Origin of the sequence: Rudanella lutea DSM 19387, from assembly GCF_000383955.1 — a bacterium.
Taxonomy (GTDB): Bacteria; Bacteroidota; Bacteroidia; order Cytophagales; family Spirosomataceae; genus Rudanella; species Rudanella lutea.
The window spans coordinates 766,990-781,877 of record NZ_KB913013.1; the positions used below are offsets into that span (position 1 = coordinate 766,990).

Genomic DNA, 14,888 nt, shown 5'->3' on the forward strand with positions numbered 1-14,888 from the left:
TCGTACTGTTTTGAAGAATCGAATTGCCCTTTTCTTTTTGTCGATTGCCAGCCTCGGTACAGGTTTTCTGGCCTCTGGTCAGACACCCAAACCAGCGCCAAACAACCGACCTCCTATCCGGCAGGTTGTCGTACCCGGTTATTTTATGTTTCCGATTCAGCCGGGAGGGCAAAACTCGCTCTCCGGCGGTATGGGCGACCTGCGGGCCAATCACTTTCATGCCGGCCTTGACATCCGCACGGGCGGCCGCGAGGGCCTACCCGTGTACGCTGCCGCCGACGGGTACGTGTCGCGCATTGCCGTGTTTACGGGTGGGTATGGCAACGTTATTTTTCTGAAGCACCCCAACGGAATGACCACCGTGTACGGGCACCTCAAAACCCTCAACGACACCCTCGGCACCTACCTCCGCTCCGAACAATACCGCAAACAGACGTTTGAGATTGACCTGCGCCCGGCACCGGGGCAGTATCCGGTTCGGAAAGGTGACATCATTGCCCTGTCGGGAAATACCGGCGGTTCTGGTGGACCGCACCTGCACTTCGAGATTCGCGATGAGCGCGACAACCTCATTAACCCGCTGCTATACAACTTCCGCGAACTACGCGACGAAGTCCCACCCTATTTCGAACGCATTGCCCTGCGCACCCTGACTACCGGTTCGCGGCTCAACGGGGAGTACACCCGCCAAAGTTTTGCGCCGGTTCGGCGGGCCGATGGGTCATATGGCCTGAACCAGCCCATCACGGCTTCGGGCCTGATTGGCCTTGAAATTCTGGCCTACGACAAAACAACGGGCTCACCTTACCGAAATGGTATCAACTGCGTGGAGGTAAAGCTCGACGGGCGCGAGATGTTTACGTACAACATGGACTCGTTTCCGCACGAAGAAACCCGGTTTATCAACGTCCATATGGACTACGAAACCGAGCGGCTCTTCGGGCAACGGTACCACCGGTGTTATGTAGCCGACGGCAATCAGTTGTCGTTGTACCATACCGATCAGCCCCACATTCCGGCCCGGCGCGGGCGGCTGCCGCTCATGGATGGCAAGCCCCACGACGTAACAGTAACCCTGTTCGATTCGTACCAGAACTCGGCGGTTTTGCGTTTTACGGTGCAGCCCGATTCATCGGCCACCGATCTGCCCCTAAGCCTCAAACCATCCAATCAGGCCGAAGCGGCTACGATCACCACAGATCAAAACGTGCTCAAACTGGCGGTTCGGAACCTGCCCGACTCCTTGCCACCGGCCGCCCGGCTGTTTGAAGGGAAGAAAGTTTCTGAACAACCAGTCAGCTACGTACACAACAATGCGGCTGTGTACCTGATCGACCTCAACACGCACTTGCCCGAGGCCGTTATGGTCGGGGCCGGACGCGTAGCAACAAACCTCAAAAAACGGGTTATCCCCGGCCGCGACGAGACCTACGAAGATGGCACCGTGAGCCTGAATTTTGGCGCAAAAACCCTGTTCGACACACTCTATCTGGCCGTGCGCTCACTGCCCGGCGGGGGGCTGGAGATTAACCAGAACACCATTCCGCTCAACGAACCGCTGGGTGTGGTCTGGAATACGGCCGGTGTAGCCGATACGTCGCGGACCAAGGCGTACCTTGTCGACAAAGTGGGCCGCGAGCGCTACGTGGGCGGCAGCTGGCAAAAAAACAAGCTGTCGTTCAAAACCCGGGAGCTGGGCCGGTTTCAGTTGCTCACCGACGCCACGCCCCCGCAGGCACAGTTTCTGTCGCTGCAACCGAACGGTATCTCGGCCCGCATTACCGACGACCGGTCGGGTATCCGGTCGTTTCGGGCGATGGTCGACGGGCAGTGGCTGCTGATGCAGTACGATTACAAACGGGCCCTTCTCTGGTCAGACAAGCTGAACGCCGACGAACCCTTTCCCGACGGGGCCGAAGTACTGCTCGAAGTGACCGACAATGCGGGCAACGTAACGTCGGTACAGGGCGTGGTGTCGGTTCCAAAACCTAAGGCAAAGCCCAAAGCCAAACCAACCGCCCGTAAAAAACGCCGACGTTAACCCAACTTGTAAACAAAACCACCATGACCAAACTAAAGCCCGGCGATCCGGCTCCCGATTTCGAGACGACCGATCAGAACGGCCACCCCCTAAAATTATCCGATTATCGGGGCAAAAAAGTTGTTTTGTACTTTTACCCCAAAGACGACACCTCGGGCTGTACGGCTCAGGCCTGTAACCTCCGCGACAACTACGCTCAACTACAGGCCGCTGGTTACGACGTACTCGGCGTGAGCATCGACGGGGAGAAGTCGCACCAGAAGTTTATTGGCAAGTATGAATTACCGTTTTCGCTCATTGCTGACACCGACAGGCAGGTGGTCGAAGCGTACGGCGTATGGCAGGAAAAATCGATGTACGGCCGTAAATACATGGGCACCGTACGCACCACGTTCCTGATCGACGAGAATGGCATCATTACCGACATCATCGACAAAGTAGATACGAAGAAGCACACAGATCAAATTTTAAAATAGTTTACAGTGTCTGGCTTACAGCTTACAGGAACTGACGCTTAAATAAAAGGGCTTCGTGAACTGAAAACAGTAAACCGAAAACTGTAGACTTGAAAACTATGGAAATACAACAACTCGAACACGTCGCTACTGCCGTTCGGCGCGACATTGTACGGATGGTGAATGCGGTTAACTCCGGCCACCCCGGCGGCTCATTAGGCTGCACCGATTTTATGGTTGCCCTCTACTTTGAGGTAATGAACCTGAAAACCGACGATGGTGGGCAGGTAGTATTCGATATGGACGCCCGGGACGAAGACATTTTCTTCCTGTCGAACGGTCATATTTCTCCGCTGTTTTACTCCGTACTGGCACGCCGGGGCTACTTCCCGATTTCGGAACTGAGCACGTTCCGGAAGTTGGATAGCCGCCTGCAGGGCCACCCCACTACGGCCGAACACCTGCCGGGCGTACGCATCGCGTCGGGTTCGTTGGGACAGGGCCTGTCGGTAGCCTGCGGGGCCGCTTTTGCCAAAAAGCTCAACGGAGACCCCAACCACGTGTACGTACTCATGGGCGATGGGGAGCAGCAGGAAGGTCAGGTTTGGGAAGGCGCCATGTTTGCCCCTCACCACAAACTGGGCAACCTGACGGCCGTTATCGACCTCAACGGGCAGCAGATCGACGGCCCCACCTCACTGGTGATGAACAACCGCGACCTGGGGGCTAAGTACGAAGCCTTCGGCTGGCACGTAGAGCACATGGAGGGCAACAACATGGCCGAGGTAGTAGCAAAACTGAAAGAAGCGCGCCAGAATCCCGATGTACCGACCCTCATTCTGATGCATACCGAAATGGGCTACGGCGTCGATTACATGATGGGCAGCCACAAATGGCACGGCGTAGCTCCCAATGCCGAGCAACTTGCTACGGCCCTTAATCAGTTGCCGCTCACGGCGGGTATGTCGGACTATTGATCAGAAAACAATCATGAAAAAATACGAATACACCGAGAAGAAAGACACCCGTTCGGGCTTCGGCGCGGGCATTTATGAGCTGGGCAAAACGAACCCCAATGTGGTAGCCCTCACGGCTGATTTGGCGGGCTCGCTCAAGCTCGAAAACTTTATCAAAGATTTTCCGGACCGGTACATTCAGTGCGGTATTGCCGAGGCCAACATGATTGGCGTTTCGGCAGGCCTGACCATTGGCGGTAAAATTCCGTTTGCCACCACGTTTGCCAACTTCGCTACGGGCCGCGTGTACGATCAGATTCGGCAGTCGGTGTGCTATTCCAACAAGAACGTTAAAATCTGTGCTTCACACGCCGGCCTGACCCTGGGGGAAGACGGAGCCACGCACCAGATTCTGGAAGACCTGGGCATGATGAAAATGTTGCCCAACATGACCGTCATCAACCCATGCGACTTTAACCAGACCAAAGCGGCTACCATCGCCATTGCCGAGCACGAAGGGCCGGTTTACCTGCGTTTCGGACGGCCGGTTGTGCCTATCTTTACCCCGACCGATCAGAAGTTTGTGATCGGGAAAGCATGGCACGTGAACGAAGGTACGGCTGTTTCGATTTTCGCAACGGGCCACTTGGTATGGGAAGCTATCAAAGCGGGCGAAATGCTGGCCGAAGAAGGTATTGAAGCCGACATCATTAACATTCACACGATTAAACCCCTCGATGAGCAGGCCATTCTCGAATCGGTGAAGAAAACGGGGTGCGCCGTATCGGCCGAAGAGCACATGCTTAACGGCGGTTTGGGTGACAGCGTGGCACAGGTACTGGCACGTAACCTCCCGGCCCCACTCGAAATGATCGGCGTACACGATACCTTTGGCGAAAGCGGCACGCCCGATCAGCTGATGATTAAGTACGGCCTCACGGCAGACAAAATTGTGGAAGCTGCCAAAAAGGCGATGGCAAGAAAATGAGTTTACAGTTTACGGTTTAGAGTTTACAGTGTGCTGGCGCATATTAACCGCTTCGCGCAACTGTAAACTTTAAACCGTAAACTGCAAACTAACCTCCCTATGACTGACCAGGAACTGTTAGAAAAATTTCGCGACCCGTCGAGCCGGAATTATGCCTTTAACCTGATGGTGCGGAAGTACCAGCAGAAAATCTATTGGCATATCCGGAAGATGGTGATTGACCATGATGATGCCAACGACCTCACGCAGGAAACGTTCATCAAAGTGTGGTCGAGTCTGGAACAGTTTCGGGGTGATAGTCAGTTGTATACGTGGATTTACCGCATTGCCACAAACGAATGTTTGAATTTTCTGAATAAAAAACGTCGTCGCTTTTTCCTGCCTATCGGTGATGTGGAGGGCGAACTGATGGAGAAACTGGAAGAGAATTCGGATTACACCACCTCCGGGGGCGATATCAGTGGCGATGAGGTTCAGTTGAAACTTCAGAAAGCTTTATTAAAATTGCCTGATAAACAGCGGCTCGTGTTTAACATGAAGTACTTCGATGACATGAAATACGAGGACATTGCTGCCATCACGGGTACATCGGTGGGGGCTCTGAAAGCTTCGTATCACCTGGCCGTGAAGAAAATTGAGGATTTTCTAAATAATGATTAAACCCCTGCCGTGCCTGTCTGTCCAATACGTGAAATATCGGTCCATAACACGCTATGAATGAGAAACGATACATACGGCTCGATGAACTCGATGCGGGACATCCGCTCCGAAAGCACCCGTTTGAGGCTACCAACCTCGGCGTGCCCGACGGCTACTTTGATGCCCTCCCGCACCAGATTCAGGAACGGGTCGTGACGAAACAGCACGGCTGGTCGATCAACTGGTCGTGGCAACGGTCGGTGGCTTCATTGGCGGGTGCTGGTCTGGTAGCGGCTTTGGTTTGGGTGACCTGGCCCGCCCGGCAAGACTCCCTCGGTCAGGAGAGCCTCGCCGACGTCAGCAATACCGCTATCACGAATTACCTCGACGAGCAGGGCGTTAGCTCCATGGATCTGGCGGATTACACGCCAATTCAGCAATCGTTTGAGCCAGAAGCCATCGAAACCCAGCTTCAGGACGTAAACCCGGAAGTGATTCAGCAAGAGATTGACCTCGACGTGGTAGCTGAAGACATGGCAAACGCAAACTCGTAAATGATTTTATAAATACACCTGAGATATGAAACAAGTAGTAATGGGCTGGCTGATGATGATGACATTGTTACCAGCGGTCAGCACCGTCCAGGCCCAGGACGATGGACGACAGAAAATTGAGTCAGCGAAGATTGGCCATATTACCAACCGCATTAACCTGACACCCGAGCAGGCTCCGCAGTTCTGGCCGATTTACAACGAATACAGCGCCCGGAAGCGGGAGCTGAACCAGAAAGTCCGGCAGCTGAACACCCGGTCGGTGCAGCAGGGTCTGTCGGAGCAGGATGTCCTGAATAACCTGCGAGAGAGTAACAACGCCAAGCAAAAAATTGCAGACCTCGATCAGGAGTACATGCCGCGTTTTCTGAAAGTGATTTCACCGGCTCAACTGGCTGAGCTTCAAAACGCCGAACGGTCGTTTAACCAGATGTTGCTGAAGCGGCTTAACAAAGACTAAACGTTCTGACGGATTCAATTCGTCTTTCTTTGAAAAAAATTATCATCTGGCAAAATCTGCCCAACACTCTTTTCCGTAAGTACTTCTGATCACGACCCGGAATCGTTGGATCAAGACTATGGAAAGAGAGCAAAAATCCCGGCCCCTCTTGCGGCCGGGATTTTTTATTTGTCCAGATGGGTTTATTCGGATTAATACCGCTCCACCTTAAAGCGGGAGATACCACCGTTGAAAACAATGTTGATTTTCTTGGCAGCGCTATCGTAGTTCGAGGTTTGCATCAGCCGGTCGCTGACCTCCACAAACCCATCGAGCTGATTCACGTTTAGTCCGCCCTGCTTCTCAACCCGGCAACCCACGCCCTCGGGTACACGGACCACCACCGATGCGACACCCGCCGATAGATCGACCGAAGTCAGGTCGGCACGGTCGCCCAGTTTCAGCTCCACATCGGCAGCCCCGGCCTGCACTTTCAGATTTTTTACACTAAACGCACTCAGGTCGAAATCACCTTCGCCCGCGCCCAGGGCCAGGTCCATGGTCCACTGCGGGCGGCTGTTTAGCTTCACTTCAACCCGGTTGGCCAGTTTACCTTCTTTCAATTCGGCTTTGCCTTCGTTGGGTTTCAGTTCGATAGTCGGGATTCGGGTGGTAGGGTCACGCTCCACGAGCATTTTGTAGGTGCCAACCGTTTGCCGGGCCTCGGCTTCGATCAGATTACTCGTCGTTTCCTCAATGGAAAACTGCCCGGCTCCCCCGCCAAATTTCAGCACAGCCTCGGGTGTTTCGCCATCCATCGACTCCACAAAGTTGGCAACGCTCGTTTCGCGCTCATCGTCCTCATCAGAGTCGGTATTGATATCAGCATCGGCTTGCTCATCCTCGTGGTTGTCGTGGTCACGATGGCGGTACTCCCACCGGTTCTCGTCTTCGTTCCAGTGCCGGTTGCGGCCCACAAAACTAAACAGGGCAACAGGCAAGGCTACGGCCAGCAATACCGTAGAGACGACAGCCGCCTGATTGCCACGCCGTTCCAGAATCATGTTAATGCCCGCCAGGATGAGCAAAAGGGGCCAGAGATTGCGGATCGTTTCCCAGTCGATAGCGAGCCAGCCTAGGTTACGCCCCAGAAACAGCAGGCCAATCGTGATGAAGAAAATACCCCAGAAAAGTCCTCGGTTCATAGTTGAAGGGGACATTAAACAGACGGACGTTAGCCTGTCGACGTATCCGTCAGATACGGTCGGTTGGCTAACGTCCGGTGCTCAACGTCATTTAGGATGGATTGTTGGTGTTATACGGATCGTTGTTCCGGTTGAATGGGTCGTTCCGATTCGAGATCCGGTCTTTAAACAGTAACCAGACCCCGACGGCAATGAGTACCAGCGGCCACAGATCGCCGAGGTCAATATCGAACCAGCGGTCGAGTAAGAACAGGACCCCTAAAACGATCAGGATAACGCCACCGATGAGGCTCCCCTGCGAGCGGTCGGGGTTACTTGGGTTGTACGGATTCATGGTAGAAAAAGTTGGATTAGAATACAAAATTGGCTCCTGGAGTACCCCGAACCGGCGTTCGGGCAACACTACCCACAAGATAATATAAACGATGACGGCCGGAAAATGGGGAATGAATAATCCGACCAGAAACAGCACCCGTACCAACGTCCGGTCGATGTTAAAGTAGCGGGCTATCCCAGCAGCCACCCCGCCTAACATGGCTTCATCGCGCAATCGTTCGAGTCGAGTTTCCATTGTATTTGTTTGTTTTCGTGGTTGAAACTGATGTAAAAGTAGACCACGACTCGATTGCCAACAACGCGATTCGTAAGAGTGGATACGGGCTATGATGAATGCTTTATTTTACTGATAGTAGGTAATACATAGTACCTTCTAATCTATCTCCAGCGACTCCAGAATATCCATCAACTCGCCAAACTCGCGGCTTCCGGGTCGGTCTTCGGGGCCACCCGTGAGGGCAATACCTTTGATGGGCCACTGCGCCAAGCGGTTGTGCACCGTTTCGGCCGTGATACCAACGCCCAGCAGCACGGCGTGTCGGCTGGCCAACCGTCCGATGGCCAGGCTAATATCGTCGTCCAGGTGCAGCGGGGCACCACTCTCGAGCAAAATGTAATCGGCATCAACGGGATTGGAATCAATCAGGGCATCGAGTTGGTCGAGCGTGAGATCAACCAGGTTCAGACGAAGAATGAGCGGCTTTCCCAGCAACGAAAGAGCAGGCAGCAAAGCGGGTTCATCCACCTGCAGCATATCGGGCGCATATGTTTCCAGACGCTCCCGAATACGCTCCTGATCGATCTCGGCCGTTTCGCCTACAATCTGAACACCGGCCAGCCAACCCCGAATTTCATTAAAGCGGGCGGGCTCCACATAATCGGGGGAGCTTTCGTCCATCGAGAATCCGAGCATATCAACGCCCATACCGGCACAGTAGCGGGCATCGCTGAGGTTGGTTACGTTAGAAATTTTTACAATTGTTTGTAAGGCCATGTGTACGTAGCGCGGCCGCCCGCGCGTCATGTTGAATCGAAATAGACCAGTTGGTCAAAGCTGGCGCGAAGTTACAAGTCAGTGGGCATTGTCGTACCCCATACACGAAACGGCTGTTCAGGTTCGGACAAAAAGTGTACGCTTTCGGACAACACGCGCCCGCTTCGAGGGCTAAAGTGAGTCGAAAAGCGGCTTTACAACGTTTGGCAAAGCATTTGTACCTTCCGAGCCGTTGTAAACCTGTCCCCCGCTATGTTTCGCAACTACCTGAAAATCGCCTTTCGTAACCTGATGAAACATCGGGTCAGCACGCTGATCAATCTGTTTGGGCTCACCATTGGCGTTACAACCTGCCTGACCATTTACCTGATTGTCCGGCACGAACTGAGTTACGATACGTTTCACCCCGACCACGAGCGTATTTACCGGCTGGTGGGCGAAACCCAATTTGGAAATCCGCCCGAAAAACGCCCGGCCGGTTTTGTGCCAAATGCCGTACCGGAGGGCGTTCGTCAGGAGATTACCGGCATTGAAACGGTAGCTGCTTTCCACAATATTGAGTCCGATGTGCTTATCCCAAACGGCACGACCAAACCCCAACGGTTTGAAGCGCGCAAACGCGGGATCGACCCCGCCGAAATCATCGTAACGGACCCTCAGTATTTCGACCTGTTTAGCTACCAATGGCTGGTCGGTAACCCCAAAACCGCCCTTAGTGAGCCTTTTTCACTTGTCTTATCGGTCCGAAAAGCCCGGAAATACTTCGGTGATCTGCCCCCACACCAATATTTAGGCAAACAGGTCATCTATTGGGATTCGTTGCGGGTGACCGTGTCGGGGGTTGTGCAAGACTGGGCCACGCCCACCGACCTCACATTTACGGATTTCATATCGTCGCGCACCATTCGGGGCAGTAACCTCCTCAAAGGGTCGATCAATCTGGATCAGTGGGACGATATCTGGTCGTCGTCGCAGGCGTTTGTGAAGTTGCAACCGGGTGTAACCCCGGCCCAATTGTCGGGTGCTTTTTCCAAATTTGGCCGTCAGCACTACAAAGGCCCGTTTGTATTCACGCCTGCCCTTCAACCCTTAGCCGACCTGCATTTCAATGAAGCGTATAATGACAACTACGCGCGCAAGGCCCACCTCCCAACCTTGTACGGGCTTATGGGCGTTGCGTTGTTTATCCTGCTCATCGCGGCCATCAACTTCATAAACCTGAGCACAGCCCAGTGGATGAGCCGGGCGCAGGAGGTTGGCATTCGCAAAGTGCTCGGAAGCAGTCGAGGCTCACTCCTCACGCAGTTTATGAGCGAAACGCTCGTGCTGACCCTTGGGGCCGTACTGCTCGCTCAACTGCTGGTGCAGCCCGTACTGACCGAATTTAAAGCGTTTATTCCGGGCGGTGTCCAATACGATGGCCTTACTCCGCAAACTGCGCTCTTTCTGCTTCTATTAACTGGGATTACGGCTCTGCTGGCTGGTTTGTATCCGTCGTGGGTGCTGGCGTCGTACCAACCCGCCCGCTCGCTCAAAGGACCCAAGGTACCCGCAGGCGGGCGTAACGGGTACTTCCGCAAAAGCCTCATTGTGTTTCAGTTTACAGTATCGCTGCTGTTCATCATCGGCACGTTGTTTATTGGCCGTCAGCTGGCGTTTATGCGCAACAAAGAACTGGGTTTCTCAACCGACGCAGTGGTATCGCTGCACACTGCCCAACTGGGCAAAGCCGACATCCTGGCCGAAAAGCTCCGGCAGCTTACCGATGTCCAACTGGTCACGCGGGAGTGGTTTCCGCCCATGGGTAGCAGCTACATGGTGGCTAATCTGAAATATCGGGGTAAAAAAACAGTGGAGATGGACGTTTCGATCAAGGCGGGCGACGAAAACTTTATTCCGTTGTACCAATTGCAACTGCTTGCTGGCCGCAATTATCTCCGAAGTGACTCGCTGCGGGAGATCGTCATCAACGAAACGTACGCCAAAGCACTTGGCTTCCAGAAACCCACCGACGCCGTCAGTCAGACCGTTGAACTCCAGGGACGCAGTTACCCGATTGTGGGCGTTGTGGCCGATTTTCACGAACAATCGCTGCACGAAAAAGTGGGGCCGGTATTTATCGGGTATATGCCCCGACAAGCCGGTAATGTAGGCGTGAAACTGGTGAGTAAAGGTAAATCTGCTCGGGAGGTACAGGCAACGCTCACCGATATGGAGCGTGTGTGGCACACCGTTTATCCCGACCATGCCTTCAGCTATACGTTTCTCGACGATTCCATTGCGCAGCTTTACGAAAAAGAAGCCAAAACAGCTCAGCTCGTCAACATAGCCACGGTTATTGCTATCCTGATTTCGTGCATGGGCCTGTTTGGTCTGGCCATGTTCACGGCCGAGCAACGCACCAAGGAGATAGGTGTCCGAAAAGTACTGGGGGCATCCGTTTTGAGCATCATGCGCCTACTCTCCACCGATTTTCTCAAGCTCGTGCTGGTAGCTCTGCTGGTGGCTTCGCCCCTGGCGTGGTATGCGACAACCCAGTGGCTGCAAGGGTTTGCGTACCGAATCTCGGTTGACTGGTGGGTTTTTGTGGCTGCCGGATTCATAGCCGCCGGGATTGCCTTGCTAACGGTTAGTTTTCAGAGCCTGAAAGCAGCCCTGCAAAACCCTGTTAACAGTCTGCGGAACGAGTAATCCCCGAGTCAATTCCACAAACGGAATACTAGTTAACGTGAATTATGCATAATGGCTGACGCAAGGGCCTTCGACAGCAACTACTTGTAGGACAGGGATTTTGCCGTGCGTATTATCCATAACTCACGTTAGTTACGTCTGTACAGCCCGGCCGGAAACCAAACGCCCGGTTTCGGTTGTTGGCCCTATTGTCGGTACGTTTACCCGACCCCTATCGGAGGGCTTTGAACCCTCGCAGAGCATTTATGAGCAAACACGGACGCATTCTGGTCGCCATGAGTGGCGGCATCGACTCTTCGCTGGCAGCGGTTATGCTGCACGAAGAAGGTTACGAGGTGATTGGCATGACCATGAAAACCTGGGACTATGCCTCGTCGGGCGGGACCAAAAAAGAAACCGGCTGTTGCAGCCTCGACAGTATCAACGACGCCCGCAACATCTCGGTAAGCCTTGGTTTTCCGCATTACATTCTCGACATCCGCTCCGAATTTGGCGATGCGGTCATCGACCATTTCACGGGCGAATATATTGAGGGGCGCACCCCTAACCCCTGCGTGTTGTGCAACACCCACATCAAATGGGACGCGCTGCTCCGCCGGGCCGACCGGCTCGATTGTGAATTTATCGCAACAGGACATTATGCCAACATCAGGCAGGACTCCGAAGGTCCCTCGGCGGGTCGGTACGTAATCTCGAAAGGCGTTGATACGCTCAAAGATCAGTCGTATGTATTGTGGGGGGTATCGCAGGAGAGTCTGAGCCGCACCAAACTGCCGTTGGGTCACCTGCGCAAGTCCGAAATTCGGGATATGGCCACCGACCGGGGCTTTATCGAACTCGTGACCAAGTCGGAATCGTACGAAATCTGCTTCGTGCCCGACAACGATTACCGGGGTTTTCTGAAACGGCGGATTCCGACACTGGAAGCCGAAGTTGCGGGCGGTAATTTTGTGGAAGAAGGCACCGGCCGGATTCTGGGCAAGCATGAAGGCTATCCTTTTTACACCATCGGACAGCGGAAAGGACTGGGGATGGCTTTTGGGAAGCCGATGTTTGTGACCGAAATCCGGAAAGAAACGAACGAGGTAGTTCTGGGTGTTGATACCGACCTATTCCGCGACGGCATGATGGTGAGCAAGCTGAATCTCCAGAAATACGCCCGGATCACCGAACCACTCGATACCGTCACCCGGGTACGTTACAAAGACCCCGGCACCCGTGCTCTGATTACCCAAACCAGCGACGATCAAATTGAGGTTCTGTTTGAGCAGGGCGTTTCGGCCATTGCGCCGGGGCAGGCGGCTGTTTTTTACGAGGGCAACGACGTAGTAGGCGGTGGCTGGATTATGAAGAGCTTCCGACAAAAATAAAGAGTGAAAGAGTGAGTGTGCAACCACGCTCACTCTTTCACTCTTTCGCTCTTTCACCGCCCGGCGGCCCGGTCTTTCACTCTTCCACTAATTCTTTTTTGTCCCGCTCCCCCACCGGTGGGCGGTACTGTTGGAACGGTACTTTCAGAATACCACCGATATGGTCGTGCTCGTGTGGGTCAGGGTGGGTATCTAAGCCATACACCAGCCGGCGGCCCTCCTCCCGCGCAAACGTCCCGAAAATCCAGTCCCAATACGGAAAAATGTTCCCGTAGTTGGTATTCGACAAGGGCAGCACGTAATGATGATGCACATGGTGCATATTGGGCGTAACCACCACCAGCCCCAGTAACCGGTCGGCCCAGCGAGGTAACTCAATATTGGCATGGTTGAACTGCGACAACACTACCGATAGCGACTGGTACATAAAAACCAGCCACATGGGCGCCCCCGTGACCACAACGGCCACCAGCGTAAACACAAACCGAATCACACTTTCGCCCGGATGGTGCCGGTTAGCGGTTGTGGTGTCGACGTACTGATCGGAATGATGCACTGAATGAAACTGCCACATCCATTTTACTTGGTGCTCTGTCCAGTGTGCCAGCCACGCCCCAATCAGGTCGAGAAGTAACAGCCCCACCAGTGCTTCGGCCCAAAGTGGCAAATTGAGCCAGGGCAATACGCCCACCCGACTGGCTACCGCCCAATCGCTGGTTTTCACGAGCAGAAACGCAAGGCAGAAATTGACTACGATGGTCGTGAGCGTAAAAAAGAAGTTGATACCGGCATGCCGAGCTTTGCGGTAGCCAGGCGTCGACTGATCGAAGCGAAATAAGGGTACAGCACTCTCCAGAAGCCAGAAAAATGTAATACCACCCACCAAAATCAGGCTCCTGTGCAACGACGGAATCGTTTCAAAATACTTAACGACTTGTTCCATACTTATTGTGAATTTCTCCTGAGTAAAAAACAAAAATAACTCAGAAAAACCACAAATCATTTAGGGGATGGCCTCTATTTCAGCAGGTCCTCTGCCCAAATCCGTTATTCTGCCCTACCCCTGCCGGGCCTGCTCTTCCACCTTAACCTCGTCGGCTACGGCCTCTACGCGTTGTTGCCGATTTTGGCGTTCAAACACGTCCATCAGCACAATGAAGTAAGAGAGCAACAACGGTCCGATAACCAGACCCAAAATGCCGAAAATCGGTACCCCAAGCACAATACCCGTAAGCGTAATGAGCGGGTGCACATCGCCCATGCGTTTGGCGAGCAGAATTCGCAACAGGTTGTCGATGTTGATAATCACGATCAGGCCAACCAGCAGAATCCCCAGCCCCTGCCCGGTTTCGTTTTGCGAAAATTTGATGAGTGCTGCCGGGCCCCATACCAACGGGGTACCCAATACCGGTATAAATGCCATAAAAAAGGCAATCATTCCCCAGAATGCCGGGTCGGGCGTACCAAAAATCCAGAGCGTTACCCCGGTCAGAATGGCTTGCACAAACGAAACCACTGCCTGACCAATCACGTTGGCGTTGACGTTGTTCTTGAGTGATTCGCCCAGTTCGTTGAGGGTTTTCTGCTCAAAAGGCAGGTAGCGCTGTAAGCCTTTCATAAAGGTTTTTTCCTCCATGAACATGAAATACAGGGCAAAATACAGCAGGCCCAGAATGACCACAAAGTCGAGTGTACCGCCCAGAATAGACGGAAACTGCTTACTGGCAAAGGAAGCCCCCTCGGTTACCAGCTGCCGCACATTCTGTTGGGTTGTCAGCTTGAAACCGGTGGCTTTTTCGAGTTGGTTCACCAAGTCCAGAATCTCCTGCGGGTTACGGGCGTAAACCTGAATACGGTCTACGAGCAACACACTCAGCACGGCAAAAGGCAGAATAATGACAATGAGCGAAAACAGCATGAGCAACACGGTCACCAGCCGCTTATTCCACTTCTTTTTCTGCGTCAGCGAATGAAACCAGGGGCGAAACACCACAAAAAGGATAGCCGCCCCCAGAAAGGCGGTCGCATACTGACGTAACCCGGCAATGATGAATCCGGCAATAACTACCAGACTGGTAATGAGCAAAATACGCTGTTGGCGTGGCGTGTAAATATTGGCCATAGTAAAAAGTACGCAATAAGATTCCCCGTATGAGAAGCTGTTTGAAGGGGATTATACAAACAGCTTCTTAACGTCCGACCGGTAAGGTAGTTCGTTTTACG

At 53.5% G+C, this 14,888-nt stretch carries 14 protein-coding genes; 9 read left to right on the forward strand and 5 right to left on the reverse strand.

Annotated features, from left to right (window positions below):
- Window positions 1-10: 10 nt before the first annotated feature.
- From RUDLU_RS0103335 to RUDLU_RS0103365, 7 genes are all read left to right on the forward strand, one after another.
- Complete coding sequence (locus RUDLU_RS0103335; protein WP_019986933.1) at window positions 11-2,041, forward strand: peptidoglycan DD-metalloendopeptidase family protein; 2,031 nt, start codon at window positions 11-13, stop codon at window positions 2,039-2,041.
- Window positions 2,042-2,064: 23 nt separating this feature from the next.
- Window positions 2,065-2,517 carry a thioredoxin-dependent thiol peroxidase gene (gene bcp, locus RUDLU_RS0103340; RefSeq protein ID WP_019986934.1) on the forward strand — a complete coding sequence of 151 codons (453 nt, stop codon included), beginning with the start codon at window positions 2,065-2,067 and terminating at the stop codon, window positions 2,515-2,517.
- 89 nt (window positions 2,518-2,606) lie between these two features.
- Window positions 2,607-3,473, forward strand: a complete 867-nt coding sequence (locus RUDLU_RS0103345) for a transketolase (protein WP_281168762.1) — start codon at window positions 2,607-2,609, stop codon at window positions 3,471-3,473.
- 13 nt (window positions 3,474-3,486) lie between these two features.
- Complete coding sequence (locus tag RUDLU_RS0103350) at window positions 3,487-4,440, forward strand: transketolase family protein (RefSeq protein ID WP_019986936.1); 954 nt, start codon at window positions 3,487-3,489, stop codon at window positions 4,438-4,440.
- Between the two features lie 99 nt (window positions 4,441-4,539).
- Entirely contained in the window at window positions 4,540-5,100 is a 561-nt protein-coding gene (locus tag RUDLU_RS0103355) for an RNA polymerase sigma factor (protein ID WP_019986937.1), read from the forward strand.
- Window positions 5,101-5,153: 53 nt separating this feature from the next.
- Window positions 5,154-5,633, forward strand: coding sequence for a hypothetical protein (locus RUDLU_RS0103360; protein WP_019986938.1), 480 nt, complete (start codon window positions 5,154-5,156; stop codon window positions 5,631-5,633).
- Window positions 5,634-5,658: 25 nt separating this feature from the next.
- The gene (locus tag RUDLU_RS0103365; RefSeq protein ID WP_019986939.1) at window positions 5,659-6,090 is read left to right on the forward strand and encodes a hypothetical protein; all 432 of its coding nucleotides are present in this window, start codon (window positions 5,659-5,661) and stop codon (window positions 6,088-6,090) included.
- Window positions 6,091-6,281: 191 nt separating this feature from the next.
- Here RUDLU_RS0103365 and RUDLU_RS0103370 read toward each other — a convergent pair whose 3' ends face one another.
- The 3 genes from RUDLU_RS0103370 to RUDLU_RS0103380 form a co-directional block, all read right to left on the reverse strand.
- Window positions 6,282-7,274, reverse strand: coding sequence for a LiaI-LiaF-like domain-containing protein (locus RUDLU_RS0103370; protein ID WP_019986940.1), 993 nt, complete (start codon window positions 7,272-7,274; stop codon window positions 6,282-6,284).
- Between the two features lie 91 nt (window positions 7,275-7,365).
- Complete coding sequence (locus tag RUDLU_RS0103375) at window positions 7,366-7,845, reverse strand: PspC domain-containing protein (protein WP_019986941.1); 480 nt, start codon at window positions 7,843-7,845, stop codon at window positions 7,366-7,368.
- Window positions 7,846-7,983: 138 nt separating this feature from the next.
- Window positions 7,984-8,604, reverse strand: a complete 621-nt coding sequence (locus tag RUDLU_RS0103380) for a beta/alpha barrel domain-containing protein (RefSeq protein ID WP_027302718.1) — start codon at window positions 8,602-8,604, stop codon at window positions 7,984-7,986.
- A gap of 252 nt (window positions 8,605-8,856) precedes the next feature.
- Between RUDLU_RS0103380 and RUDLU_RS30405 the strand changes: the two genes are divergently transcribed.
- Together RUDLU_RS30405 and mnmA are read left to right on the forward strand one after the other, a co-directional pair.
- Window positions 8,857-11,295 (forward strand): ABC transporter permease, encoded by a 2,439-nt coding sequence (locus tag RUDLU_RS30405; protein WP_019986943.1) that lies wholly within the window; start codon window positions 8,857-8,859, stop codon window positions 11,293-11,295.
- A 245-nt stretch (window positions 11,296-11,540) separates the two neighbouring features.
- A complete protein-coding gene (gene mnmA, locus RUDLU_RS0103390) occupies window positions 11,541-12,665 on the forward strand; it encodes a tRNA 2-thiouridine(34) synthase MnmA (protein WP_027302719.1) in 1,125 nt (374 codons plus the stop codon).
- A 76-nt stretch (window positions 12,666-12,741) separates the two neighbouring features.
- Here the strand turns inward: mnmA and RUDLU_RS0103395 are convergent, their stop codons facing one another.
- Both RUDLU_RS0103395 and RUDLU_RS0103400 read right to left on the reverse strand, forming a co-directional pair.
- Window positions 12,742-13,608: a sterol desaturase family protein gene (locus tag RUDLU_RS0103395; protein ID WP_019986945.1), complete on the reverse strand. Its 867-nt coding sequence runs from the start codon at window positions 13,606-13,608 to the stop codon at window positions 12,742-12,744.
- Window positions 13,609-13,722: 114 nt separating this feature from the next.
- Complete coding sequence (locus RUDLU_RS0103400) at window positions 13,723-14,787, reverse strand: AI-2E family transporter (RefSeq protein ID WP_019986946.1); 1,065 nt, start codon at window positions 14,785-14,787, stop codon at window positions 13,723-13,725.
- Between the last annotated feature and the right edge of the window lie 101 nt (window positions 14,788-14,888).

Coding starts and splice junctions, on each gene's coding strand:
- RUDLU_RS0103400 (WP_019986946.1), bottom strand. CDS start 14,787: ATGGCCAATATTTACACGCCACGCCAACAGCGTATTTTGCTCATTACC.
- RUDLU_RS0103360 (WP_019986938.1), top strand. CDS start 5,154: ATGAATGAGAAACGATACATACGGCTCGATGAACTCGATGCGGGACAT.
- mnmA (WP_027302719.1), top strand. CDS start 11,541: ATGAGCAAACACGGACGCATTCTGGTCGCCATGAGTGGCGGCATCGAC.
- RUDLU_RS30405 (WP_019986943.1), top strand. CDS start 8,857: ATGTTTCGCAACTACCTGAAAATCGCCTTTCGTAACCTGATGAAACAT.
- RUDLU_RS0103350 (WP_019986936.1), top strand. CDS start 3,487: ATGAAAAAATACGAATACACCGAGAAGAAAGACACCCGTTCGGGCTTC.
- RUDLU_RS0103380 (WP_027302718.1), bottom strand. CDS start 8,604: ATGGCCTTACAAACAATTGTAAAAATTTCTAACGTAACCAACCTCAGC.
- bcp (WP_019986934.1), top strand. CDS start 2,065: ATGACCAAACTAAAGCCCGGCGATCCGGCTCCCGATTTCGAGACGACC.
- RUDLU_RS0103365 (WP_019986939.1), top strand. CDS start 5,659: ATGAAACAAGTAGTAATGGGCTGGCTGATGATGATGACATTGTTACCA.
- RUDLU_RS0103375 (WP_019986941.1), bottom strand. CDS start 7,845: ATGGAAACTCGACTCGAACGATTGCGCGATGAAGCCATGTTAGGCGGG.
- RUDLU_RS0103355 (WP_019986937.1), top strand. CDS start 4,540: ATGACTGACCAGGAACTGTTAGAAAAATTTCGCGACCCGTCGAGCCGG.
- RUDLU_RS0103370 (WP_019986940.1), bottom strand. CDS start 7,274: ATGAACCGAGGACTTTTCTGGGGTATTTTCTTCATCACGATTGGCCTG.
- RUDLU_RS0103395 (WP_019986945.1), bottom strand. CDS start 13,608: ATGGAACAAGTCGTTAAGTATTTTGAAACGATTCCGTCGTTGCACAGG.